The 25,209-nt window shown below is 57.8% G+C and carries 21 protein-coding genes and 1 tRNA gene; 14 read left to right on the top strand and 8 right to left on the bottom strand.

Going from position 1 to position 25,209, the window contains the following annotated elements:
* Positions 1–96: 96 nt before the first annotated feature.
* Both CAG02_RS09895 and CAG02_RS09890 read left to right on the top strand, forming a co-directional pair.
* Complete coding sequence (locus CAG02_RS09895; protein ID WP_085710233.1) at positions 97–1,038, top strand: folate-binding protein YgfZ; 942 nt, start codon at positions 97–99, stop codon at positions 1,036–1,038.
* Between the two features lie 35 nt (positions 1,039–1,073).
* The gene (locus tag CAG02_RS09890) at positions 1,074–1,895 is read left to right on the top strand and encodes an HDOD domain-containing protein (RefSeq protein WP_085710232.1); all 822 of its coding nucleotides are present in this window, start codon (positions 1,074–1,076) and stop codon (positions 1,893–1,895) included.
* A gap of 3 nt (positions 1,896–1,898) precedes the next feature.
* On the opposite strand, the gene CAG02_RS09885 is transcribed toward CAG02_RS09890, so the two are convergent.
* A complete protein-coding gene (locus tag CAG02_RS09885; protein WP_085710231.1) occupies positions 1,899–3,284 on the bottom strand; it encodes a sensor histidine kinase in 1,386 nt (461 codons plus the stop codon).
* Complete coding sequence (locus CAG02_RS09880) at positions 3,277–3,948, bottom strand: response regulator (protein WP_085710230.1); 672 nt, start codon at positions 3,946–3,948, stop codon at positions 3,277–3,279. Before CAG02_RS09880 ends, CAG02_RS09885 begins: the two co-directional genes overlap by 8 nt.
* 238 nt (positions 3,949–4,186) lie before the next feature.
* Here CAG02_RS09880 and CAG02_RS09875 point away from each other — a divergent pair, with 238 nt between their 5' ends.
* Genes CAG02_RS09875 through CAG02_RS09855 form a run of 5 tightly spaced genes read left to right on the top strand, consistent with a single transcriptional unit; the run spans position 4,187 to position 9,556 of the window.
* Positions 4,187–5,479 (top strand): OprD family porin, encoded by a 1,293-nt coding sequence (locus tag CAG02_RS09875; protein WP_085710229.1) that lies wholly within the window; start codon positions 4,187–4,189, stop codon positions 5,477–5,479.
* A gap of 39 nt (positions 5,480–5,518) precedes the next feature.
* The gene (locus CAG02_RS09870) at positions 5,519–6,496 is read left to right on the top strand and encodes a tripartite tricarboxylate transporter substrate binding protein (RefSeq protein ID WP_085710228.1); all 978 of its coding nucleotides are present in this window, start codon (positions 5,519–5,521) and stop codon (positions 6,494–6,496) included.
* A gap of 58 nt (positions 6,497–6,554) precedes the next feature.
* Positions 6,555–7,013 carry a tripartite tricarboxylate transporter TctB family protein gene (locus CAG02_RS09865; RefSeq protein ID WP_085710227.1) on the top strand — a complete coding sequence of 153 codons (459 nt, stop codon included), beginning with the start codon at positions 6,555–6,557 and terminating at the stop codon, positions 7,011–7,013.
* A gap of 1 nt (position 7,014) precedes the next feature.
* The gene (locus CAG02_RS09860; RefSeq protein ID WP_085710226.1) at positions 7,015–8,529 is read left to right on the top strand and encodes a tripartite tricarboxylate transporter permease; all 1,515 of its coding nucleotides are present in this window, start codon (positions 7,015–7,017) and stop codon (positions 8,527–8,529) included.
* On the top strand, positions 8,522–9,556 hold the full coding sequence (locus CAG02_RS09855) for an AbrB family transcriptional regulator (RefSeq protein WP_085710225.1): 1,035 nt from the start codon (positions 8,522–8,524) through the stop codon (positions 9,554–9,556). Before CAG02_RS09860 ends, CAG02_RS09855 begins: the two co-directional genes overlap by 8 nt.
* 61 nt (positions 9,557–9,617) lie before the next feature.
* Here CAG02_RS09855 and ung read toward each other — a convergent pair whose 3' ends face one another.
* Complete coding sequence (gene ung / locus CAG02_RS09850) at positions 9,618–10,313, bottom strand: uracil-DNA glycosylase (protein ID WP_085710669.1); 696 nt, start codon at positions 10,311–10,313, stop codon at positions 9,618–9,620.
* A 132-nt stretch (positions 10,314–10,445) separates the two neighbouring features.
* On the opposite strand from ung, the gene CAG02_RS09845 reads away from it, so the two are divergent.
* On the top strand, positions 10,446–11,558 hold the full coding sequence (locus CAG02_RS09845; RefSeq protein WP_085710224.1) for an enoyl-CoA hydratase/isomerase family protein: 1,113 nt from the start codon (positions 10,446–10,448) through the stop codon (positions 11,556–11,558).
* Between the two features lie 75 nt (positions 11,559–11,633).
* On the opposite strand, the gene CAG02_RS09840 is transcribed toward CAG02_RS09845, so the two are convergent.
* From CAG02_RS09840 to CAG02_RS09820, 5 genes are all read right to left on the bottom strand, one after another.
* Positions 11,634–17,192, bottom strand: a complete 5,559-nt coding sequence (locus CAG02_RS09840; protein WP_085710223.1) for a calcium-binding protein — start codon at positions 17,190–17,192, stop codon at positions 11,634–11,636.
* A gap of 2 nt (positions 17,193–17,194) precedes the next feature.
* Entirely contained in the window at positions 17,195–18,055 is an 861-nt protein-coding gene (locus CAG02_RS09835) for a hypothetical protein (RefSeq protein WP_085710222.1), read from the bottom strand.
* A gap of 46 nt (positions 18,056–18,101) precedes the next feature.
* Positions 18,102–19,301 carry a glycosyltransferase family 4 protein gene (locus tag CAG02_RS09830; protein ID WP_085710221.1) on the bottom strand — a complete coding sequence of 400 codons (1,200 nt, stop codon included), beginning with the start codon at positions 19,299–19,301 and terminating at the stop codon, positions 18,102–18,104.
* 203 nt (positions 19,302–19,504) lie between these two features.
* A complete protein-coding gene (locus CAG02_RS09825) occupies positions 19,505–19,894 on the bottom strand; it encodes a hypothetical protein (RefSeq protein WP_085710220.1) in 390 nt (129 codons plus the stop codon).
* A gap of 178 nt (positions 19,895–20,072) precedes the next feature.
* Positions 20,073–20,330: a hypothetical protein gene (locus CAG02_RS09820; protein WP_085710219.1), complete on the bottom strand. Its 258-nt coding sequence runs from the start codon at positions 20,328–20,330 to the stop codon at positions 20,073–20,075.
* A 207-nt stretch (positions 20,331–20,537) separates the two neighbouring features.
* On the opposite strand from CAG02_RS09820, the gene CAG02_RS09815 reads away from it, so the two are divergent.
* The 6 genes from CAG02_RS09815 (at position 20,538) to CAG02_RS09790 (ending at position 25,099) form a co-directional block, all read left to right on the top strand.
* Positions 20,538–22,025 (top strand): sensor domain-containing diguanylate cyclase, encoded by a 1,488-nt coding sequence (locus CAG02_RS09815; protein WP_085710218.1) that lies wholly within the window; start codon positions 20,538–20,540, stop codon positions 22,023–22,025.
* A gap of 5 nt (positions 22,026–22,030) precedes the next feature.
* The gene (locus CAG02_RS09810) at positions 22,031–22,249 is read left to right on the top strand and encodes a cysteine-rich CWC family protein (protein WP_085710217.1); all 219 of its coding nucleotides are present in this window, start codon (positions 22,031–22,033) and stop codon (positions 22,247–22,249) included.
* A gap of 33 nt (positions 22,250–22,282) precedes the next feature.
* Positions 22,283–22,975, top strand: coding sequence for a pseudouridine synthase (locus CAG02_RS09805; protein WP_085710216.1), 693 nt, complete (start codon positions 22,283–22,285; stop codon positions 22,973–22,975).
* Between the two features lie 312 nt (positions 22,976–23,287).
* Positions 23,288–24,175 (top strand): alpha/beta fold hydrolase, encoded by an 888-nt coding sequence (locus CAG02_RS09800; RefSeq protein ID WP_085710215.1) that lies wholly within the window; start codon positions 23,288–23,290, stop codon positions 24,173–24,175.
* A 169-nt stretch (positions 24,176–24,344) separates the two neighbouring features.
* A tRNA-Gly gene (locus tag CAG02_RS09795) sits at positions 24,345–24,418 on the top strand.
* A 270-nt stretch (positions 24,419–24,688) separates the two neighbouring features.
* Positions 24,689–25,099 (top strand): PaaI family thioesterase, encoded by a 411-nt coding sequence (locus CAG02_RS09790; protein WP_039772722.1) that lies wholly within the window; start codon positions 24,689–24,691, stop codon positions 25,097–25,099.
* Positions 25,100–25,209: the final 110 nt, after the last annotated feature.

The following is a 25,209-nucleotide window of genomic DNA, read 5'->3' as shown; positions in this document are numbered from 1 at the left end:
TCGGCTTTGGTCGGGCACCACCGATCCTTTATGAACTACCCATTTCAACACCACCCCCTTATGATGTGCCCCAGTCTATTTACCCTGCGATGACCCATGGCCGATTCTGCTTTTTTCTGCACCCTGTCTCATGAAGGCGTTCTCGCGGTTCGCGGCGCGGATGCCGGCAAATTCCTGCAAGGCCAGTTGACCTGCAATATCAATTACCTGAGTGACGACCGTGCCAGTCTCGGCGCCCGTTGCACGCAGAAAGGCCGGATGCAGTCGAGTTTCCGCATTGTGCTCGAGGGCGACGGCGTGCTGCTGGCGATGGCTGGCGAGTTGCTGGAGCCACAACTGGCGGACCTGAAAAAGTACGCGGTGTTTTCCAAATCGAAACTGACCGACGAAAGTGCCTCATGGGTGCGCTTCGGTCTGGAGCATGGGGACGCAGCCCTGAGCAGCCTGGGTCTGGAACTGCCGGCGGACACCGACAGCGTGGTTCGCCACGAAGGGCTGATCGCGATTCGCGTCTCCCCCGACCGTGCCGAACTCTGGACGCCAGCCGATCTGGCCGACGCCATCAAAGGCAAGCTGTCTGCGCAATTGACCGAAGCCGAACTCAATCAATGGCTGCTGGGCCAGATCCGTGCCGGTATCGGCCAGGTCATGCCGAGCACCCGCGAGCTGTTCATCCCGCAGATGCTCAATCTGCAAGCGGTCGGCGGCGTGAGCTTCAAGAAAGGCTGCTACACCGGCCAGGAAATCGTTGCGCGCATGCAGTACCTGGGCAAGCTCAAGCGTCGCCTGTACCGCGTGCAACTGGACGCCAGTGAATTGCCGGAGCCGGGCACCCCGCTGTTCGCCCCGAGCCACGGCAGTTCCATCGGCGAAGTGGTGCTGGCCGCCCGCGCCGAGAAAAATATTGAACTGCTGGCGGTGTTGCAGGCCGAAGCTGCCGACGCAGGCGATTTGCATCTGGGCACGGCCGAAGGTCCGGCGCTGCACTTGCTCGACCTGCCTTACGAACTGGATCGCGACCGCGAAATCCAGCGTTGATCGCAGCATTTGTTGCAACACCCTAGAGAAATGACATGAGTGATCTGGCGGATAAGGTCCAACAGGATTTGGTTGAGGCCATCGATAACGATGACCTGGTTCTGCCAACGTTACCGGAAGTGGCCCTGCAGATTCGCAAGGCCGCCGAAGACCCGGATATCAGCGTCAGCGACTTGAGCAAAGTGATCGGCCGTGACACGGCGCTGTCGGCGCGCCTGATCAAAGTGGTCAACAGCCCGCTGCTGCGCGCCACCCAGGAAGTCACCGACCTGCACACCGCGATCACCCGGCTGGGCGTCAACTACAGCAGCAACCTGGCGATCGGTCTGGTGATGGAGCAGATCTTCCACGCCCGCTCCGAGGTGGTGGAACAGAAAATGCGCGAAGTCTGGCGCAAGAGTCTGGAAATCGCCGGGGTCAGCTACGCCCTTTGCCGCCGCTATACCCAGCTCAAGCCCGATCAGGCTGCGCTGGGCGGACTGGTGCATCAGATTGGCGTGCTGCCGATCCTGACCTATGCCGAAGACCACTACGAGCTGCTGTCCGATCCCGTCAGCCTCAATCACGTGATCGATCACATTCATCCGCTGATCGGCGACAAGTTGCTGCGGGTCTGGGAATTCCCGGAGCGCCTTGTGGAGTTGCCGGGACTGTATCAGGACCTGAAACGCGAATCGCCCCATGTCGATTACGTGGATCTGGTGCAAGTGGCCAGCCTGTATTGCCACAAGGACAGCGATCATCCCCTCGCCCGGATCGACCCGCTCAGCGTTCCGGCCTTTCGCAAGCTCGGGATCGATATCGACAACAAGGTGTTGTGCGCGGATCTGGAAGAATCGCGGTCGATGTTCTACTGAGTCTCAGCCCGCGATAAAACTTACCCGCACCTTCAACCCCGCCTGCTCGCCATCATGCAGCGTGATCTGCGCCAGATGCGCGCGGCAGATTTCCCCGACAATCGCCAGACCCAGCCCGGAACCGGCGACCTGCTGATTGCGTCGGTAAAAACGCTCGAACACCCGGTCACGCTCATCCTGGGGAATGCCCGGGCCGTCGTCTTCAACCTCCAGCACCGCCGGCGACTTCACTCGCAAGATCACGTTGCCCCCCGACGGCGTGTGCGCCAGCGCGTTGTCCACCAGATTGCTCAGCAGTTCGTTGAGCAAGGTCGGCTCGCCGCGCAGCCAGACCGGTTCGTCCGCTTCCAGTGCCAACGCCACGCCGCGCGCATGAGCCAGCGGCGCCATGGCCATGCCCAGCTCACGGGCCAACTGGCTCAGATCCAGCAACTGCGCGCCGCCCTCGGCAATCGCCCGGGCGCCGTTTTCCACCCGTGCCAGCGATAGCAATTGGTTGGCCAGATGGGTCAGCCGATCGGTGCTTTGCGCCGATGATTCCAGCGTGTCGCGCCAGGTCTGCGGCTCGTTCGAGCGCAGGCCCAACTCAAGGCGCGCCTTGAGCGCGGCCAGCGGCGTGCGCAGTTCGTGGGCCGCATCGGCGATAAATTGCGCCTGCCGCTCGAACTGCCCGCGCAGACGTTCGGTGAAGTGATTGAGTGCCCGCACCAGTGGCCACAATTCGTGCTGCACTTCCACCAGCGGCAAGGGCCGCAGATCGTCCGGCTGACGCTCCTCGACCGCAGTGCGCAAACGCTCGATCGGACGCAATGCCGCGCTGACCGCAAACCACACCAGCAACAATGCTCCGATTGCCAACATGCCCAGCCGCAACAAGGTGTCGGCCGCCAGACTACGGGCCATGCTGACACGTGCTTCGTCGGTTTCGGCGACGCGGATTTCCGCCATGCCGTTCATGTTCGGCTCGGTCACGGCTTTCAACAGACTGACGACCCGCACGTTCTGGCCCTGATAGGTGGCGTTGTAAAAACGCGCGAGCGCCGGATAGCTGTCGGTTCTCGGCGTTCCCGGCGGCGGGCCCGGCAGGTTTTCGTAGCCGGAAATCAGCTTCTGGTGAATGTCGTTGACCTGGTAATAGATGCGGCCGGCGCTGTCGTAGGCGAAGGTGTCGAGGGCCACGTAAGGCACGTCGGCACTGAGGCTGCCATCCCGCTGCGAAAGGCCGGCGGCGATGGTTCGCGCCGACGCCAGCAGTGTGCGGTCATAAGCGGTGTCGGCGGCTTCGCGACCGTTCCAGTAAGCGCTCAGGCCGCTGGCCAGCATCAACACCACCAGCAGCAGTGCAAGGTTCCACAGCAACCGCCAGCGCAGACTGCTGGGCTTATGCATCGCGGCTTTCCAGCAGATAACCCAGACCCCGGAAGGTCACGATGGCCACCGCATGACCGTCGAGCTTCTTGCGCAGGCGATGCACGTAGATTTCGATGGCGTCGGGGCTGGCTTCCTCGTCGAGCCCGAAGACCTGCGACGCCAGTTGCTCCTTGCTCATCACCCGGCCCGGGCGGGCGATCAGCGCTTCAAGCACCGCTTGTTCGCGGGACGTCAAGGTGAGCAATTCTTCGCCGAGAGTGAAGCGCCGGGTCTCCAGGTCATAGGCCAATACGCCACAGCGCTGGATGCGTTCGCCGCCAAGCACACTGCGACGCAACAGGGCTTTGACCCGCGCCTCAAGCTCGGTCAGCTCGAACGGTTTTGCCAGATAGTCGTCGGCACCGAGGTTGAGCCCGTGGACCCGATCCTTGACGTCGCTGCGGGCCGTCAGCATCAGCACCGGCAGGTTCTTGCCCCGGGCCCGCAGACGCGCCAGCACTTCGAATCCGTCCATGCGCGGCAGGCCGACATCGAGGATCGCCATCGCGTATTCCTCGCTGCCGAGCGCCAGGTCGGCGGCCACGCCATCGTGCAGCACGTCCACGGTCAGACCGGTGCTCTTGAGCGCCTGGGCGACGCTTTCGGCCAGTTGCAGATGGTCTTCGACGAGCAGAACACGCATGGATCTCTACCTCATTCAGGGATGGCCGGCGCCATTCTTTGCCGCGGAGTTTACAGCCGCAACCGCCGCTGTGAAGCCCGAAAACGCGTTAAAGCCCGCTGAAAGGTTAGCGAAAGGTTTGGCCGATAGAGTCGGGTTACGGAATGTTTCGGCTTCCGTCGCTGCTGCCACACAGCGATACGAAAAACGCCTCGAAGCGTTTTCGACCAATAAGAACAATAAACGGAGTACACCCCGCATGCCGTCCTTGCAGACCAAGGCTCCTACGCCTGTCCGTCCTTCCCGTTTCAGCCACACCGCCCTTGCCAGTGCCGCCGCCCTCGCCGGTTTTGCACCGATGAGCTACGCCGATTTCATCGAAGACAGTTCCGCCACCTTCGAAACCCGCAACATGTATTTCAACCGCGACTTCCGCGACGGCACCAGCGCCCAGCAGTCCAAGCGCGACGAGTGGGCCCAGGGTTTCATGCTCAACCTGCAATCGGGCTATACCGACGGCACCGTGGGGTTCGGTGTCGATGCGCTGGGCATGTTAGGGGTCAAGCTCGATTCAAGCCCGGACCGCACCGGCACCGGCCTGCTGCCGACCCACGATGACGGGCGCGCGGCAAACGAATACTCCAAGGTCGGCCTGACCGGCAAAGTGAAGATCTCCGCCACCGAACTGAAAATCGGCAGCCTGATTCCCGAACTGCCGATCCTCAAGCCGAACGACGGACGCATCCTGCCGCAGACTTTCGAAGGTGGTTTGCTGACCTCCAAAGAGATCAAGAACCTGACCTTCACCGGCGGACGCCTGGACAAGGCCAAGGACCGCGACAGCACCGATTTCGAGGACATTGCCCTCAACAACAAGAACGGCCGTTTCGCCGGCACCGTCGCCGGCAAGCACTTCGATTTTGCCGGCGTGGACTACAAGTTCACCGACAAGATCACTGGCAGTTACCACTTCGCCCAACTCGACGATGTCTACAACCAGCACTTCTTCGGACTGGTCGCCTCGCGGCCGATGGGCCCGGGCACCTTCGCCACCGACCTGCGCTTCGCCGTCAGTGACGATCAGGGCGCAGCCCGTGGCGGCAAGATCGACAACCGCTCCCTCAACGGTCTGGTCAGTTATGCCCTGAGCGGCCACAAGTTCACCGCCGGTTATCAGCACATGTCCGGCGACAGCGCGTTCCCGTATGTCGATGGCAGCGACCCGTACCTGGTCAACTTCGTGCAGATCAACGACTTCGCCGGCGCCGAAGAACGCTCCTGGCAGGCCCGTTACGACTTCGACTTCGCCCGGCTCGGCATCCCCGGCCTGAGCTTCATGAGCCGCTACCTGAGCGGTGACAACATCAAGCTCAAGAACGGCGACGAAGGCAAAGAGTGGGAGCGCAACACCGAGATCAAATATGTAGTACAAAGCGGCGCCCTGAAGGACGTTGCCGTGCGTTTGCGTAATGCCACTTACCGTTCCAACTACTCCGCTCGCGATGCCGATGAAGTGCGTCTGCTGGTGAGCTATAGCGTTGCCCTTTGGTAATTCAGTACGTCCATAACAACAACTCCCAAGGAGACATAGATGAACTTATCACTGCGTAAAGTCGCTCTGGCCGCTGGCGTCATGCTGTTCGCCGGTCAACTGATGGCTGAACCGAAACGTCCGGAATGCATCGCTCCGGCCTCCCCCGGCGGCGGTTTCGACCTGACCTGCAAACTGGCGCAAAGCGCGCTGGTCAACGAAAAACTGCTGACCAAACCGATGCGCGTCACCTACATGCCCGGCGGTGTCGGCGCGGTGGCTTACAACGCCGTCGTGGCGCAGCGCCCGGCGGACGCCGGTACGTTGGTGGCGTGGTCCAGCGGTTCGCTGTTGAACCTGGCGCAGGGCAAGTTCGGCCGTTTCGATGAAACCAACGTGCGCTGGCTGGCGGCGGTCGGCACCAGTTACGGTGCCATCGCAGTGAAAAGCGATTCGCCCTACAAAACTCTTGATGATCTCGTTCAGGCACTGAAGAAAGATCCGAGCGCCGTGGTCATCGGTTCCGGCGGCACTGTCGGCAGCCAGGACTGGATGCAGACCGCACTGATCGCCAAAGCCGCCGGGATCAACCCGCGTGACCTGCGTTACGTCGCCCTCGAAGGTGGCGGCGAGATCGCCACCGCCCTGCTCGGCGGCCACATCCAGGTCGGCAGCACCGACATCTCCGACTCCATGCCGCACATCCAGAGCGGTGACATGCGCCTGCTGGCCGTGTTCGCCGAAAACCGTCTGGACGAGCCGGAAATGAAAGGCATCCCGACCGCTCGCGAGCAAGGCTACGACATCGTCTGGCCGGTGGTTCGCGGTTTCTACCTCGGGCCGAAAGTCAGCGATGAAGATTACGCCTGGTGGAAAGGTGCCTTCGACAAACTGCTGGCTTCCGAAGAATTCGCCAAGCTGCGCGATCAGCGTGAACTGTTCCCGTTCGCCATGACCGGCCCGGAGCTGGACACCTACGTGAAGAAGCAAGTCGCGGATTACAAAGTGCTGGCCAAAGAGTTCGGCCTGATCCAGTGATCGTCTCTGTCTAGCGGCCATGGCCTCGCGCATCGGGGCCGTGGCCCAGGAGTTCCTCATGCTGATTCAACGCATTTTTGCCTCGGTGTTGCTGCTGGCCTGTGCCGGCCTGGCACTGATGGCCTGGCCTTATCAGGCTGCGTTTTCCTACGAACCGGTCGGCCCGCGGGCGTTTCCTCTGCTGATGCTTGGCCTGATGAGCCTGGCGCTGCTGTACATGGTGTTTCGCCCGGCACCGATCAAACACAGTGAAGACGAGCCGCCGCTGGACCGCGAAACCCTGACCAAGATCAGCATCTGCGTGGTGTTGCTGCTGGTGTTCGCCGGTCTGTTCGAGCCGCTGGGTTTCATCCTCAGCAGTTGCCTGATCGGCATCCCGATGGCGCGCCTGTACGGCGGCCGCTGGTTGCCCAGCATTGTGGTGACCACGCTGATGGCCATCGGTCTGTACCTGCTGTTCGACCGTCTGATGGACGTACCGCTGCCCCTCGGCCTGCTCGACGTTCTGGAGAACTGATATGGATACGCTCGGATATTTGGGACAGGGCTTCGGCGTCGCGCTGAGCCCGTACAACCTGGTCACGGCGCTGACCGGTACGCTGATCGGCACCGTGGTCGGCCTGTTGCCGGGCCTGGGCCCGATCAATGGTGTGGCACTGCTGATTCCGATCGCCTTCGCCCTTGGCCTGCCGCCGGAGTCGGCGCTGATCCTGCTCGCGGCGGTGTACCTGGGCTGCGAATATGGCGGCCGGATCAGTTCGATCCTGCTGAACATTCCTGGCGAAGCCTCCACCGTGATGACCACCCTCGACGGCTACCCGATGGCCCGCCAGGGGCTGGCCGGGGTCGCGTTGTCGCTGTCGGCGTGGAGCTCGTTCATCGGTGCATTCATCGCCACCTGCGGCATGGTGCTGTTCGCCCCGCTGCTGGCGAAATGGGCGATTGCCTTCGGACCGGCGGAATATTTCGTACTGATGGTGTTCGCGATTGTCTGCCTCGGCGGCATGGCCGGTGACCGACCGCTGAAGACGTTCATTGCAGCGTTGATCGGTCTGTTCCTGTCCAGCGTCGGCATCGACGCCAACAGCGGCGTGTACCGTTTTACCGGCGACAACATTCACCTGACCGACGGCATTCAGTTTGTGGTGCTGGTGCTGGGCCTGTTCTCGATCAGCGAAATCCTTCTGCTGCTGGAGAAAACCCATCGCGGCCAGGAAGCGGTGAAAGCCACCGGCCGGATGATGTTCAACTTCAAGGAAGCGGCGTCGGTGTTCGTGGTGAACATCCGTTGCGGCCTGCTCGGTTTCATCATGGGCGTATTGCCGGGTGCCGGCGCGACTCTGGCCAGTGCCGTGGCCTACATGACCGAGAAACGCATTGCCGGTGCCGACGGCAAATTCGGTGAAGGTGACAAACGCGGTCTCGCCGCCCCGGAAACCGCCATCGGCGCATCCGCCTGCGGCGCGCTGGTACCGATGCTGACCCTCGGTGTTCCGGGTTCGGGCACCACGGCGGTGATGATCGGCGCGCTGTCGCTGTACAACATCACCCCGGGCCCGCTGCTGTTCCAGCAACAACCGGACATCGTCTGGGGCCTGATCGCGTCGCTGTTCATCGCCAACATCATGCTGGTGATCCTGAACATCCCGATGATCCGCATCTTCACCCGCATCCTCGCCGTGCCGAACTGGGCGCTGGTGCCGGTGATCGCAATCATTACCGGGATCGGCGTGTACGCCGTGCATGCCACCACGTTCGACCTGTTCCTGATGGTCGGCATCGGCATCTTCGGTTACATCCTGCGCAAGCTGGATTTCCCGCTGTCGCCGGTCCTGCTGGGGTTCATCCTCGGTGGCCTGATGGAGCAGAACCTGCGTCGTGCGCTGTCGATCTCCAACGGTGCGCTGGAAATCCTCTGGTCGAGCCCGATCACTTTCGGCGTCTGGGTGCTGACCGCGATCATGTTGCTGATGCCGCTGCTGCGGATCTGGCGCAAACGTTCGGTCGCCCGGCGCGCAATCGCCGATGTTTGATCGGTCCTTCAAAACCTGGTGGGGAACCCCGCTGGTCGGTCTGCTTGGCGGTTTCATCGCCAGCCAGATCGGCTGGCCGCTGCCGTGGATGGTCGGCTCGTTGCTGGCGATCATCCTGGTGCGCTGCCTGACCCCGTGGCAACTCACCGAAATCCCTGGCGGCCGCAAGTGCGGCCAGTGGATCGTCGGGATCGGCATCGGCCTGCACTTCACCCCGCTGGTGATGGAGCAGGTGCTGAGCCACTTCGGCCTGATCTTTTTCGGGGCACTGGTCACCAGCCTGTCGGCGGTGGTTGGCGTGTGGCTGATGCGCCGCACCGGCGAGGATCGCGCCACGGCGTTTTTCTCCAGCATGCCCGGTGGCTCCGGCGAGATGGTCAACCTCGGCGCACGCAACGGCGCGATGCTCAGCCATGTCGCGGCCGGGCAAAGTTTGCGGGTGCTGGTGGTGGTGCTGTGTGTGCCGGCGGCGTTCAAATATCTGCTGGGCGATGGCGCCCCGATTTCTCACGCCGGCAGCGTCGATTGGCGCTGGCTGGCGATTCTGTTTCCGGCGGGCGGTTTGCTCGCCTGGCTCTGGCAACGTCTGCGCCAGCCCAATCCGTGGCTGTTCGGGCCGTTGCTGGTCAGCGCGGCGGTGAGCATCGGTTGGGATCTGCATATCGGTCTGCCCAATGGCGGCAGTCAGATCGGTCAGTGGCTGATCGGCAGCGGACTGGGCTGTCACTTCAACCGGCAGTTCTTCCGCCGCGCGCCGTCGTTCATGGGGCGCACGTTGATCGGCACGGCGCTGACCATGTTGATCGCCACATTGGCGGCGTTGGGACTGAGTGCAATGACCCATCTGGATCTGCGCTCGCTGACCCTGGGCATGATGCCCGGCGGGATCGCCGAGATGAGCCTGACGGCGGAAACCCTGCAACTGTCGGTGCCGCTGGTGACGGCGATGCAGGTGATGCGGCTGTTGTTCGTGTTGTTTCTGGCGGAACCGTTGTTCAAGTACTGGAACCGTAATCCCGAAGCCTGATCCGGTTAGTGATCGTTCCCACGCGGAGCGTGGGAACGAGATTAGCCGCCAGCCCTGAGTTTCAGACCACCGACGGCAGGCGCCACTCAATCGGCGCTTCGCCATTCTGCTCCAGGAACTTGTTGGTGCGGCTGAAGTGCCCGCAGCCGAGGAAGCCGCGATAGGCCGACAGCGGCGACGGGTGCACCGAGGTCAGTACCAGATGCTTGGTGGCGTCGATCAGCTTCTGCTTGCTCTGGGCATGGGAGCCCCAGAGCATGAACACCAGATGCGGCTGCCGCTGGCTGACCACTTCGATGATCCGGTCAGTGAAAAACTGCCAGCCCTTGTCCTTGTGCGCGTTGGCATTGGCGCGCTCGACGGTCATGGTGGTGTTGAGCATCAACACGCCCTGATCGGCCCAGCTCTGCAAGTAGCCGTGGTTGGGGATGTCGATGTTCAGGTCGCGCTTCAACTCTTTGTAGATGTTGACCAGCGACGGCGGCGCCGGCACGCCCGGTTGCACCGAGAAGCACAAGCCGTGGGCCTGGCCCGGGCCGTGGTAGGGGTCCTGGCCGAGTATCACCACTTTCACCTTGTCCAGCGGGGTGGAATTCAACGCATTGAAAATCAGCGGTCCCGGCGGATAGATTTCCTTGCCGGCCGCCCGCTCCTGCTGCAGAAAATTGCGCAACTCTGCCATGTAAGGCTGGTCGAATTCGGCACGCAGTGCCTCCTTCCAGCTCGGTTCGAGTTTGATACGGTCGTCAGCAGTCATGGTCATACCCGGCAAAAACAATGGGGCGAACCCTAGGAAAGCCGACCACGCTTGTCAATTGATCTGACGCAGATCCGGCACTTTCCCACACAGCGATCATACTGATCGTTCAAATTCCCGATCGAGGTCACGATGAATCTGCACTTCGAAGAACTGACCGGCACCGACGGCGCGCGCATCGGCGTGGCCACTCTGGATGCCGAAAAGTCGCTCAACGCGCTGTCCCTGCCGATGATCCACGCCCTGAGCGACAGACTGAACGCCTGGGCCAAGGATCCACAAATCGTCTGCGTGCTGCTGCGCGGCAATGGCGCCAAGGCCTTCTGTGCCGGGGGCGAAGTGCGCAGTCTGGTGGAAGCCTGCCGCGCCCATCCCGGCGAAGTGCCGCCGCTGGCCGCGCAGTTTTTCAGCGCGGAATACCGTCTCGACTACAGCCTGCACACCTACCCGAAACCGTTGATCTGCTGGGGGCATGGTTATGTGCTCGGCGGCGGCATGGGTCTCTTGCAAGGTGCGCACATCCGGATCGTCACGCCGAGCAGTCGACTGGCGATGCCGGAAATCAGTATCGGCCTGTACCCGGATGTCGGCGCCAGTTGGTTCCTGTCGCGACTGCCGGGCAAGCTCGGTTTGTTCCTCGGCCTGACCGGCGCGCACATGAATGGCCGCGATGCGCTCGATCTGGATCTGGCCGACCGCTTCCTCCTCGACGAACAGCAGCAGGAACTGATCGACGGCCTGCTGCAACTGAACTGGCAGGAACAGACCGCGATGCAACTGAACAGTCTGCTCAAGGCCTTGCAGCAGGAAGCCGTGGCGCAAATGCCTGAGGCGCAGTGGCTGCCGCGTCGTCAGGCAATCGATGATCTGCTGGATGTCAGCGACGTGACCTGCGCCTGGAGAGCCATCAGCCTGCAACGGGACAGCAACGACCTGCTGATTGCCCGGGCGGCGAAAACCATGAGTGAAGGCTCGCCGCTGACCGCGCATCTGGTCTGGGAACAGATCGTCCGCGCTCGTCATTTGTCACTGGCCGAAGTCTTTCAGATGGAATACACCCTGAGCCTCAATTGCTGCCGGCATCCGGAGTTCAGCGAAGGGGTTCGCGCGCGATTGATCGACAAGGATCAAAAACCGCACTGGCATTGGCCGGACATCACACGGGTGCCGGAAGCGGTGGTCGAGGCGCACTTTCACAAGGTCTGGGAGGGGCGGCATCCGTTGGCGGATCTGTCGCAGTACTAAAACCGATCGTTACCCGCGATGGCAGTCTCTGAGCTCTGTCGCGGGAAGCTCGAGTCCAACGCGAATTGGCTGCGATCAGGCATTCAACTGGTAAAACTCGATTATTTCCTTCATGGCCTGTACCGACTCTTCATCATTTTTCGGCAAGATATCCTCTACATCCCGTAACGGAGGTAGAGGGTGTAAAAGCTCAGCGAATTGATTCGCCGTGTAGTTTTGAACGGCTCCATCTTCTCCTTGAACACTGATGAAGCTGATAGCGGCATCGCCCCCTGAAAAGTGTCCGGAGACTCGAATCTTTGGAGACACGCCATAACTGACTACGATGACGAGATCATCCTGCTCTCGGTGAAACTTGAGTTGATCAATCGACAGCCCGATTTCTGAAAAATCTATACCGTCAGTTCCGCCGCCTGCATTGATTACCAAGTCTCGCCCGAGCCCATCGTATTTATACACATCATTATCCGCGCCACCGGACAAGGTGTCATTGCCAGCCCCGCCGTAGAGAACGTCATCGCCTGAACTGCCGCAGAGCAGATCATCTCCTTGCATTCCCCTTATTTCACCAGCCCCGCTGAGGGTGTCATTACCGCGACCACCTGCCAGCGGCAGAAAATGATTGTCTCGGAAAGACTTGACCTGAGCAGCGCCTTGAACGGTGATGCCGTGATGATAAGTATCGGGGGCAATGCCTGATCGGCTGACGAGGTCTTTGAAACTGATGCTTGATCCGTCGGAAAACCTCACTCTTTCAATTCCCGAACCACTGAGATCATTCGGACGGGGCAAAACGATTCGTACTTTTTGAGTTCCGCCCCATCCGATATCGAGTGTCGTATACAGCATCAGGGCCCGAGGCGGCTGGCGATAAGCACTGCGTGGTGGAGCGGGTAACAGTTCAATATTTACCGCTTCAATCAATACCGCCCCCCAGCTTAACTGCAACTTGGCCGGCTTCGCCTCATCCGGGAGAATGACGGTATCAATATCAAGCCCCCCGAACTCGTCACTCCATCCGGAAGATCCAACCTCAGGGCTCAAAAACACCGGGTCAAGCACGTCCGCAATCAGGGTGGTTGCGCCATCATGCGCTTCAACGATGTAAGTGTCCGGGCCGTTTTCGCCGTAAAGCCAATCCTCTCCCGGTCCACTGACCAAATAATCGCCCCCCGCAGACCCAAGTAATGTGTCGTTGCCTGCGCCAGCCGATAGAAACGCACCCGGGATTCTGTCGTTAACCTCGCCATACTCAAGCACAGAACCGGCATAGGTCGCGATCAAGTCATCTCCTGCACCGCCATGAAAGAGATTTCCCACTTCGAGATTCACCCTGCCGCCAGCGTCACCGCCATGAACAGTTTTATGTTTGATCGTTTGGGTAGTTGTACTCCAGCGAAACGCTCTAAGAACAGTTTCATGACTTTCAAAACTTCCAGCGGAATAGACGTACCACCCCTGAATGGCGCCCGAAGAGTCTCTGTCTTCAACGACAGCGTCACCTGAATTGAACGCAAACCCCGAATAACTCGAGCCCGATGGATAGTACTCTGGCTTTTGTTTCGGTAATTGAGCCGCTTCAGTTTTTACAGGTTTGAACGTGGTTTTCGTTGCAGAAATTGAGGTCTTTTCACTAACTACGGCTTCAGCGGCAATAGCTCCCATCCACTCAGGTGTCCTGGAGAGGAATCCGGCTTCGACGTCATCACGGATCAGTTCGGCGCTAATGACATAACCACTTTCATCGGTAGCAATATGACTTCTAACCCACACGGCCTGATCGTTCAGTGCAAATCCTGATACCTGCCTGTCCGCTGAGCGCTTCGCTTTAAGCTCCGAAAGAAAATGGCTACCCCACCCGGTATGACGACTCGTTTTACTACCCTCCCTTTCAGTAAAAGCGGATGTGTCATCGGGCAGTGTCTGGACGACTGCTACGCTCTCACTCTCAATGTCCTGCACTTTTCCGGCATCGGGCACCGTAGCATTTGTCGCGGACGGATCCGTAATATCTACCGGTTGCACTGTTAATTTGATTACATCCTGAAAATCCAGGATCACCCCATCCTTGAACCTGAACGTCGAATCCATCCATTTTTCATGGTGACGGATCAGAATCGCGTCACCATCTCCATTCGACAGGCGCAATGCCGTGCCCGAATCGAGATTTACAATCTCGGCCTGCAAATTCTCCGCGGAAAATCCAGCGCCAAAACTTACGATATTGTTGCCACCTGTATCGGTAACGACATCCAGTCCATCCCCCACTCCGAAATAGAAAACATCGTTACCTTGCATCCCTTCCAGATAATCGTTGCCGGCGCCACCATCGAACACATTATCGCCAGGGCCGCCGCGTAAATGATCGATTCCCTCCCCGCCAACCAAAGTGTCGTTTCCTCCACCGCCCAGCAAAGTGTCGTTGCCAGAACCGCCATCAAGATAATCAGCGCCATGTTCCGTTTCGGATGTTTGCTCGTAGTCACCCACCAAAAAGTCATCATCGGCACCACCCAAAAGCGTATCGGCGCCCAAACCTCCCCAGAGCGTATCGTTTCCTGCATCACCTTGAATGTGGTCATCGTTGGTTCCGCCCGCTTTCAAGCCAGGCTCATCACCATCCAGAGCATCTGCACCTGATCCACCTATCAAAGTGTCAGAGCCACCCAGTCCACGGAGTGTGTCGTCTCCCTTACCGCCATCAAGATAATCATCACCGTGATAACGAACCGGGTGTTCATGGTAATCACCGACCAACTCGTCGTTACCACCGCCACCGAAAAGCGAATCATCGGCACCGCCGCCCCAAAGGGTGTCATTTCCCTCCCCGCCATCCAGAAAATCACTTCCGAAAAAGTCCGCGGCATCACCCGCAACGCCTCGCATTACCTCGTCATCACCTTTCAGAACATCATTGCCGCTGCCGCCGTACAGCACGTCGCTACCACCGTTGCCGGCAAGGGAGTCATCGCCAATGCCACCCACCAACAAATCGTTGCCATGATGCCGGCTGTCGAGACCGCCACCCCAATCCAGATTGTCGCCCAGCAATGTGTCACTGCCACTCCCGCCAGCCAGCGTGTCGTTACCTTCTCCGCCGGACAGCATGTCGTCGTCACTGCCGCCATCGAGCAAGTCATCTCCCCAGCCGCCATTCATAAAGTCTTGGCCACCCTGGCCATAGAGAACATCGTTGCCGCCCTCCAAGGGGCGATTCAATGAGGACTTGTCAAAGACAGTACGCATACTGATAACGCCATCGACAAGTGGAACATCGATGCGCCTGACGCCCCAGCCTTGCTCATGTGATCCAGTCGTCTCATCACCGGACAAATTGTCATCACCAGCGCCCCCGATCAGCGTGTCCCGGCCATTCCCACCGAGCAGCACATCTCGCGAAGCAGTACCGACAAGCAAGTCATCACCCTGCCCGCCATCCAGCCAATCGCCACGGCTGGTCTTTCCCTTGGTTGCATCGGCAAAGGCCTTTTCCAGCGTCGACGGCTTGTCGCCGAATAAACGATCGTTACCTTCCTTGCCGAACAGTCGATCAGACCCACCAAGACCAACGATCAGGTCATCTTTCGGTGATCCGTAAAGCAAGTCGGCTTTGTTCCTCTGCTTGACGTTGGGCATAAGCAGGGCGTTGCCCAACTCATCATAAGAAGGTTGATCCCCACGAACATTCGGGTCGCTATCTTTAACTTTCCAGTCGCCTTGAAGGATCAGATCGAGAGCAGAGAACGTCTGGCCCTGGTAATCAGGAAGATCAATGCCGAGCATCCCCGGCGCGAAGTTCTTTACGATGATGAGGTCGTTCGGTCCGTATTTGATGTTCAGCGTGTTTTCGGCCAGATCTTCAATGAGCGTCAAAGTGATCGTTCGATCTTCCGTCAGCCAGATATTGCTGAGCGGAGCACTGCGCTCAAGGGCCGGGATTGGAAGTCCATTTATCAGTAACGCGTCATCAACGTCCGCCTCAAAGATCTCGTCTATCCCATCTCCGCTGGAAAACTCATACCGATCCTTCCCCGCCCCACCGGCCAGAAAGTCATTGCCCCTGCCACCCACCAAAACATCATTACCCGCCATCCCGTACAACGCGTCGTTCCCTTCGTCTCCTGTTATAGAGTCGTTACCGCTACCCGCCTGGATAACGTCATTACCGGACAGCCCACTGATTGAATCGTTGCCGCCACCGCCGTAAAGATGATCGGTATTTGCCCCGCCACCAAATGATCGTCCGCCGTCATCACCAAACATGACCAGGGGGTTTGAGACGCCCGTGGTCATCGGGGCCTGTTTGCCCGACGCCAAGTCCGAAAAGGAAAAGGTCTGGACAGTATTTCGACCGAACGATCCATTGGTTCGGGAAATCAGCCGGGCCAGCATCTCAGAGCGATCAGCAAGCCATTGCTCAGTGATGAAGCCCTCCCCCGTTTCGGGATCGTAAAGCTCCAGTCCGCGTCCGGAAAAACCATCGGATCGTTCGATCACGACTTCACTTAACTGCTGGAGAGAATTGCGTAACGCGACGCCGATGGGCGTTGCCTGGGCAGCCAACTTGGCCCAGTCGCTGGCGCTGCCGTACTCGCCAATGGTTCTGGTAACGATGCTTTGAGTTTGAGACGGAGAAAATGCGGAGAAAAATGTGTAAGCGTTGGAGGCGAAGGTTTTATCGGTGGTAGGCGTCGCGGCCGAATTTCCGTCGTAAGTCCGCCTGAGCATGTCAAAGAAGTCATTCAGGTTATATCGCAATATCAGGCTGACAATAGGTGAAATGGGCGTACCTTTCACCACGTGCTGAATAAGCGGATTGATGCTGCCGCTGGCAAGAGCGATATTTATCTGTTCGGGCAGGACTGAGAACAGGCTTTCGACCATATTCAACCCGAAGTTTTTGATCACTGCCTGCAAGGCTATACCGTATGAATCCACGGCAAACAGAATATTTTTTAGATCATCGAGCCTGTTGAACCTGGCAAGACCATGATTCCCTTTTATATGGGAATCCGGGTCACCGGCGGAGATCAATCGCCAGGTTTCATAGGGTCTTTCTCCACCCAGCAGGCTAAAGCCGATTGTTCCAGACCATCCCGCATTACGACTGGTAGCCGTATCAATGTCACCAACATCTTCACGAAATAATACTTTACCAATCGCGCTCGCATCGATTTCTGCAATTTGGCTTATAGAGGGCACAGTCCATGGAGCCAAATCATGTTCAACGGAGCCTTTTATCAGCGTATTCATGAGATTGACAGCCACCTGATTAGATGACTGTTGCATCTTAGAATCGCTGATTTTTTTATTTAACCGTAACTCCACCTGCCGCAGGGTATAGGCTCGGATCAACGCAGAGTAAGCGCCCACCCCGCCATTTGCATCAATTGCTACATCGAGCCAGAGTTTGGCATTTTTAAAAATTCTCATTACGCTCTCATCGAACGCAGAACCGCCTAAAAACTTCCCACCCAAAATATTCGACAATGTACGATAAAGTACAGCGCAGTTTCGCCGCTCCACTGCCATCGAAAAATACTCTTCCTCCTCGACATTGAATTCCATTCCCTCACAAACATTTGCAGCCTGCAAAATTTTCGACTTTTCCAGATCACTGAATATATAGCTCATATTTACTTCCCTGTAATAATTGAATGTGAAAGATAGTCACTGACAGCCTTAAGCGCTTCTGGAGCACCCCGCAAACCCTCGGTACCCAAATGTATACGAGCATCCCCACCTGCAAAGTCGAAATGGTGCAACCCGACCGTACAATACGCACGCAAACTCCCAAACTCCAAATTCTCCAACTGCTCCTTATTCATTTTCAAAAGAAACTCTTTACTCAAACCACTGGCCGAAGCTTTAGATTCTGGCGAATTCAAACCATCACAATTTATCTTCCGTGGTGTTCCATCACGTCGGCGCCAGTCTTGCATAACAAAAAGTCGAACAGAGAATTCATTTTTGATACTGGGCGGCGGCGCGGTAAGCCAAAGTTCCAGGCCTGGATAATTTTTCAGCTTAACAATCAGTTCATCCGGCCAATTCACATGCCACCCGCCCATGTTGTGCGGTGCCGTGGTATCCCTTCTTGTGAAAAGCCTGGCGGTAACGTGGTAATGCGTCCAGCTGCTGGGTGGTTCTACCCCAATAGTTTCATACACAGGTAACAGTTCTTTTCCCGTCCACCAGAATGACCCATCAAGAAGATCGGCAATACAGGAACCGTCGCTCCTTAATGTCGATCCAAAATGGAACCCGGGAATCCTTGTCCGGTCCAGCAGACTGCCGCCAAGAATAGGGACCTGCTCCATACCCGCCAGCTTCCTGCTGCACTCCTCCCGTTTTTTCTGATAAATCGCCCGCTTTTCAGCAGCCTCTTCCCACCGGATATAGAAATCAACCATCCAATAACAGATCGCTAGCAACAGTCCATATTTAACCGCCCGTCTGCACTGACGAAAAACTTCCTTGCGAGACATCTTCAGCATTTCAAATCTCCATTTTAAAATGATCAATCACGTCACTCGAGACAACTCACCTCATCAACTCATTGAACACTTCGAAGTAGCCGCTTACTCCTTTAACCACATCGAATTCGCTTGCCTTCAACCTCGCCGCGTCTTTCATAGACTCAAAGCCACCGATAGACGTTAAAACCCTGCACACTGCCGAAGCGATTCCTTCAGCGTCAAAAAAGTCCACAAGTATTCCGTTAACTCCACTCTCAATAACTTCCCGTACGGGAGCGGTATCCGAGCCGACGACAACACAGCCAGACGCCATTGCCTCCAATAGAGACCACGACAGTACAAACGGATATGTCAAATACACGTGAGCCTTTGAAAGACTCAGAACCGATCTATATGTTTGATAAGACAACTTCCCCACAAAGTGAACCCGGGAAATATCAACATCCACTTCCGCGAGCATCTTGCTCCGCCAGTTCGGGTATCCAACGGGCATCCGTCCATAACTGACACCCTCTCCGCCTATTACAATAATTTGCGCATTCGGGCATATTTCCTGAATACGAGGAATGGCTCGCATAAAACTATGAAACCCACGATACGGTTCAAGATTTCTGGCGACATAAGTCACAACAGGCTGACCTGCTGTTATCGTGCACCCGTCAGGCAAAGTTACGGACTTTAACTTTTCCGAATCAGCAACCTGAACAACACCTTCGTGAATGACGCGAATTTTAGACTGATATGCTTTCGGAAAAAGGCTTCGCTGCCATTGTGTGGGTGCAATGCCGACATCACATTGCTCAATATTCAAAAGATGCATCGAATTCAAGATCCCGAGCCTTGAAGACGCATCGATCGCACAAGGAAACTCGGGATCGAAATCAGAGTCCGATCCTTGCGCTCGATAATAGTATTCACATAAATGCACAAGAGGCACTTCCGGATACACGTCCTTGACGAATAGCGTTTCGCCCCACCCTGGATGTGCGAGTATTACATCAGGCTGAAAACCTGCCTGATTAAGCCCCAACAATATTCTTTTAACTTGCTGCCCATCGGAAACAGCCTCTTCATACTTATGTAAACAAGCATGAGCGCCGTAAATATTTTTTCTTGATGGCCTATATCGATACAACTTCACACCGGCAACACCTGGCGCCGTATCGCGCCCAACTGCTACGACTACCAGACGCCTGTGCAATGCTTCCAACGCCACATGACGAAATTGACCGGGAAAATTTTGATGAATGATAAGAAGATTCATATCTGAGCAATATCCCGCGCTTACACATCTCCCTGAAATTGAAGTTTTTCAACATCAACGTATGCATACAAACGCTAACAAAAGTTCAGAAATAAAACTGTAGGAGGGTTCCGAGAACCTGTTAGGAGATGGTTCGATACACGTTATTGCCGAAAAACAGGCAAAAAAAAGCGGCGCTCAATGCGCCGCTTTTTTGCGGTTGGTTACCAGCGGTTACCGCGCCAGTGATCGCCACGGTCATGGTTACCACGACCGCGGTGGTCGTCCCAGCCGCCACGACGGTGGCCATCCCAGCGTCCGCGATCATCGCCGTGCCAGCGGCGGCTCTCGTAGTAGCGCGGGGCCGGTTGGTAGTACCGGGGCGCCGAGTAATAACGTGGCGCCGGTTGGTAATAGCGTGGTGCTGGCTGGTAGTAGCGCGGGGCTGAATAGTAGGTGCTGCCACCGCTGTAATAAGTGCCGCCACCTGTGTAATAAGCCGGTGCGGGGGATGTGTAGACCTCTGACCTGTAATAGCTGTCTCCGTAGGAATAAGGGACGCAACCGGCAACGGAAAAAAGCAACGCGGCAAGCAGAAGAATTCGGCGATACATGGCGGCCTCCTGGACCGCGGGTAGCCACACCAGCGACGCTGGCAGGCGTCAGTCTTTCATTCGGCGACTGACGAAACATCTGACAGCGTTTTCGGAATCTGGTGCGTTTCTGTAACAAGTTGAAACATGTGCTTGATGAAACCTTGTTCACGAAAACGACGCCGCATTCAGCCGCCGATCAGTGATGCCAGCCGTGATAGCCGCCGCGATAACCTCGCCCATAACCTCGATACCCGTAACCGCCATAGTAGTAACGCGCGCCACCGTAATAGCGCGGGCCGTAGTAGCCACCGTAGTAATAGGGCGAGTAATAGCCGGGATAGTAATAAGGCGCGGAGTAAACGTCGTAGCCGCCACCGTAGTAATAACAGCCGGACAGCCCCAGACCGAGCACTGCTCCCAGCAGCACCCGACGCAGCAATTTTGCAGTACTCATGACGGCCTCCTGGAAGACCTGTGACAGCAGTCGGCACAGACCGGCTGACAACAGATTTGACTGGCTAACCGCTGCCGAGTGCCAACGTCCATCACCCGTCGGATCAGCGGCGCAACAGGCTGCTCATTTCAGGCAAATATGCCGCAACCTTTTCCCCGTCACTGCCACTAGAATGCTGCCATCGGGCCACCGTCAACGGAATTGCCAATGCCGCTCAGATCTGCGTTTTACTCCCAACGTTCGCTGGTATTGACGCTGGTCGCCCTCCTCGGCGCAGGCTTCCTCGCCACCTCGCTGCTCAGCTACTACGCCTCGCGGGCCTCGATCCGCGACAACATCGTCAACACGGAACTGCCGCTGACTTCCGATACCGTTTATTCGGAAATCCAGAAGGATCTCGTCAGACCGATCCTTATTTCCTCGATGATGTCCCGCGACACCTTCATGCGCGACTGGGTGGTGAACGGCGAGAAAGACAGCGATCAGATGACCCGCTACCTAGACGAGGTCATGACCCACTACGGCGCCTACACCGCGTTCTTCGTCTCCAACAGCAGTCACACCTACTACCACGCCAAGGGTGTGCTCAAGCAGGTGAAGATCGACGAGCCGCGCGACGCCTGGTACTTCCGTGTGCGCGACATGAAAGATCCCTACGAGATCAACGTCGACCCGGATCTGGCCAACAAAGACAACATGACCTTCTTCATCAACTACAAGGTCTTCGATTACAACGATCGCTTCATCGGCGCCGCTGGCGTGGGACTGACGGTGGACGCGGTGATCAAGCTGATCGACAAGTACCAGCAGCGTTATCAACGCAGCGTTTACTTCGTCGACACTTTTGGCCGACTGGTGCTGACCGGCGCCGAGGGCGGGCCGGAAGGTGCGCGGGTCGGGAAAAGCCTGACGGACCTCGACAGCATGAAAAGCCTGGTCAGCCAGTTACCCAAACCCCACAGCGGCAGCTACGAATATTCCGCCCACGGCCAGGGACATTTCCTCAATGTGCGGTTTATTCCGGAGCTGAACTGGTACCTGTTCGTCGATAAACGCGAAGACGGTGCACTGAGCGAGATTCGCCAGTCGCTGTACCTCAATCTGCTGATCTGCCTGCTGGTGACGTTGATCGTGCTGGCGCTGGTCAATCGCTTGATCAAACGCTATCAGGACAAGATCCACGCCCAGGCAACCCTCGACAGCCTCACCGAGCTGCCCAACCGCCGGGGCTTCGACTTGCTCGCCGGGCAGGCCTTGCAGGAAGCCCATCGTGAGCCGAAACCGCTGACGGCGCTGCTGCTGGATCTGGATCACTTCAAGGTGTTGAACGATACCTACGGACACATGGCCGGCGATCAGGTTTTGATCGGTTTCGCCCGGGACCTGCAAAGCTGCCTGCGCCATTCCGATATCGTCTGCCGTTGGGGCGGTGAGGAATTCATCGTTCTGCTGAAGGACACTGACGGCGAGACCGGTCAGAAGATTGCCGAAAAGATCCGCCAGCACGTCGAACAGCATGAATATGCCTATAACGGTCACACCTTGAATCTGACGGTCAGCATCGGCGCCACTACCCTGCAACGAGATGACACCTTGCACAGCCTGCTGTCCCGGGCCGATCATGCGATGTACCGGGCGAAACAGACCGGCCGCAACCGCATCTGCGTGGAAATGCATCAATCGACCTATGCCTGAGCCCCATGAACAAACCTGACCTCTGCCCGGCCTGCGGCGCCCGCAACGACTGCACCCTGGCCGACCCGCGCACCGCCGACCACGCCTGCTGGTGCTACGGCGTGTCCATTGACCCGGCGGTGCTCGAAGCACTGCCCGCGGAACTGCGCGACAAATCCTGTCTGTGCCCGCGTTGCGCCCAGGTTGAGGAGCAACTGCAAGCGGCAAAGCCATCGATCCCGTAAGATGCGCGCCCCGCTCCCTGCCGATTCCTGATCATGCGTGTCGACCGTTTCCTCAGTAACCTGCCCCGCTTCAACCGCCAGCAGGTTCGCCTGTTGCTGGTGGAAAAGCGCGTGCGCATTGACGGAAAAGTCGTCAGCGATCCCCACAGCGAAGTCCTGGAATTCAGCCGCGTCGAAGTCGACGATGAAGTGCTGCAAACGGGGAAACCGGCACGCTACTTCATGCTGCACAAACCCCAGGGCTGCGTCAGCGCGACGCGCGATCCCGAGCATCCGACCGTGCTCGACCTGATTCACGAGCCGGACAAGGACGATCTGCACATCGCCGGGCGCCTCGATTTCAACACCACCGGTCTGATGCTGATCACCAACGACGGCACCTGGTCCCGGCGCCTGACTCAGCCGCAGACCAAACTGCCGAAGGTCTATTACGTCGAGACCGAGCAGGAGATCGGCCCGGAATATGCGATCAAGTTCGCCGAGGGGATCTACTTCGCCTTCGAAGACCTGACCACCCAACCGGCGCAGCTGGAAGTGATCGGCCCGCGAACGGCACGGCTGAGCATCGTCGAAGGTCGCTACCATCAGGTGAAGCGCATGTTCGGCCACTTCAACAACAAAGTGCTGCGCCTGCACCGCGAATCCATGGGCCTGCTGCACCTGGATAACGCGCTAAAACCGGGCGAATACCGCGCCCTGCGCACCGAAGAGATCCATTTGTTCTAAGCCGCCGACCGCTCAGCAGAAGTTGTCGAACAATTTACCAACGGCACTTGCGCGATCCGGATCCCCCTGCTTGAATCAGGACGTCGGCCAAATTGTGACCGATGAGTCACACATAACTTCTAAGAAACCTTTTGCCGGTAGAGAGCCCTCAAGGCTCCGCCTCAGCCGGCAGATTGCCCGCCAATAACAATACCCGTCGACCTGCCGTTCCGGATCGACATGGGCTCCCAAATTCCAGGCGTATGCCTACCTGTCACAAAGCTCGTGCAATCTCTATTTGCGCGCATACCCGCTTGCCAGGAGTCTTATGACATGAGGCCAGAAATCGCTGTGCTGGATATACAGGGTCAGTATCGGGTTTACACGGAGTTCTATCGCGCAGACGCCGCGGAAAAGACCATTATTCTGGTCAACGGCTCGATGGCCACGACTGCGTCGTTTGCACAGACCGTGAAAAATCTGCACCCGCAATTCAACGTGGTTTGCTACGACCAGCCCTACGCGGGCAGGTCGAAAATCCACAATCGCCACGAGAAACATCTGACGAAAGAAGTCGAAGGTCTGATCCTGCTGGAACTGATCGACCACTTCGCCGCCGAACATGTGCTGTCGTTTTCCTGGGGCGGCGCCGCGACCATGGTCGCTCTCGCGCACCAGCCCCGGCGCATCGAAAAAGCCGTGATCAGCTCGTTCTCTCCGGTGGTCAACGCGCACATGCTCGACTACCTGGAGCGCGGCGTCGAATGCCTCGGCAAACGCGACGGCGACCGGGTCGGCCATCTGGTCAACAACACCATCGGCAAGCACCTGCCGTCGCTGTTCAAGCGCTTCAACTATCGCCACGTCAGCAGCCTCGCCGAGCACGAATACGGGCAGATGCACTTTCACATCAGCAACGTGCTGAACAGTGATCGCCAGTGCTATCTGAACGCAGCGAAAAAGATCAACGTGCCGGTGCTGTTCATGAATGGCGAATGGGACGAATACACCGCCGCCGAAGACGCCCGGCTGTTCGGCAACCACGTGGCGCAAAGCACCTTCACCACCCTGCAAGCCACCGGGCACTTCCTCGACATGGAACACAAATCCGCTTGCCGGGACAGCCAGAACGCCTTGCTCGGTTTCCTGAAACCTGCACAGCAGCCCATCAGCCGAACGCGTCACCCGTTTACTCAGGATCACCATGCATTGGCCGTTTGAAACAGCGTCGTCGCGAGCGAGCCTGCGGGTCTGAGATAAAGCCGTCCTCCAGCCCGCAGCGCTTGCCCGCGATTGACCGATCCGGCTCTGATTCAGGCTTTTCCACTCGCCACACGCAAAGAAAACTTCAAATCCGTGGCCGAGTCTGGTACAAAGTCAGCCGCTCTGAGCGGGTGTCGTATAATGGCATTACTCCAGCTTCCCAAGCTGATAACGAGGGTTCGATTCCCTTCACCCGCTCCAATCGAATTCATGTCCTGCGTCGTGGTTTGACGAGGGATACGCAAACAGAAAAAACCGGCCTTGATGGCCGGTTTTTTTGTGTCTGGGGTTTGAGTTTTCATCGGTAAATCCAAAGATCGTTACCGTCGGCTCCATCGTGATCAGCTTATCGCTGCAAATTCCGCATACGTATGATCCTTCTCTGACGGCGAAGCCAGGTTTAAACCCTCATAAGCAACGCTCCGTATTCAGGCCAAAGAAGCTGGTAACCGACCGGCACAGGGATTGACCATGAACGACACTGCTATTCCCGAGGGCTTCACTCCGCTGACTCGCAGCAGCCCGCTACTCGACTTGCTTGGCCCGATCTATACCAGAGGCAGCGGCTTGCAACTTGAAATCGGTCTGCGGACAGATTCACGACATGCCAATGGACGGGGCACGTTGCATGGCGGTGTATTGGCGACATTGGCGGATGTCGGCATGGGTTACGCCATGGCATTCTCCAGCGACCCTCCCCTGCCATTGATCACGGCGAGCATGACCCTGGACTATCTAAGCGCAGTGCAGATCAATGAGTGGCTCGAGGTACGCGTTGAGCACTCCAAGAAAGGACGGCAGCTTGCGTTTGCCACTGTCGGGTTGCATGTCGGTGATCGAATGGTTGCCCGTGCCAGCGCAGTGTTCGCTGTGCCGCAGTAGTACCCCACCCAAATCCAACCGGTCTTGATGACCGGTTTTTTGTGCCCGTTTCATTTCGCAGCAACGGCCCGCAATACACTCCCCATCCCGCTGAAGCATCCCCACCTAGA

Source organism: Pseudomonas sp. R43(2017) (assembly GCF_002112345.1).
GTDB classification, from domain to species: Bacteria; Pseudomonadota; Gammaproteobacteria; order Pseudomonadales; family Pseudomonadaceae; genus Aquipseudomonas; species Aquipseudomonas kribbensis.
The sequence above is the reverse complement of the archived record's forward strand: the minus strand, read 5'-3'. Positions and strand labels throughout refer to the sequence as shown.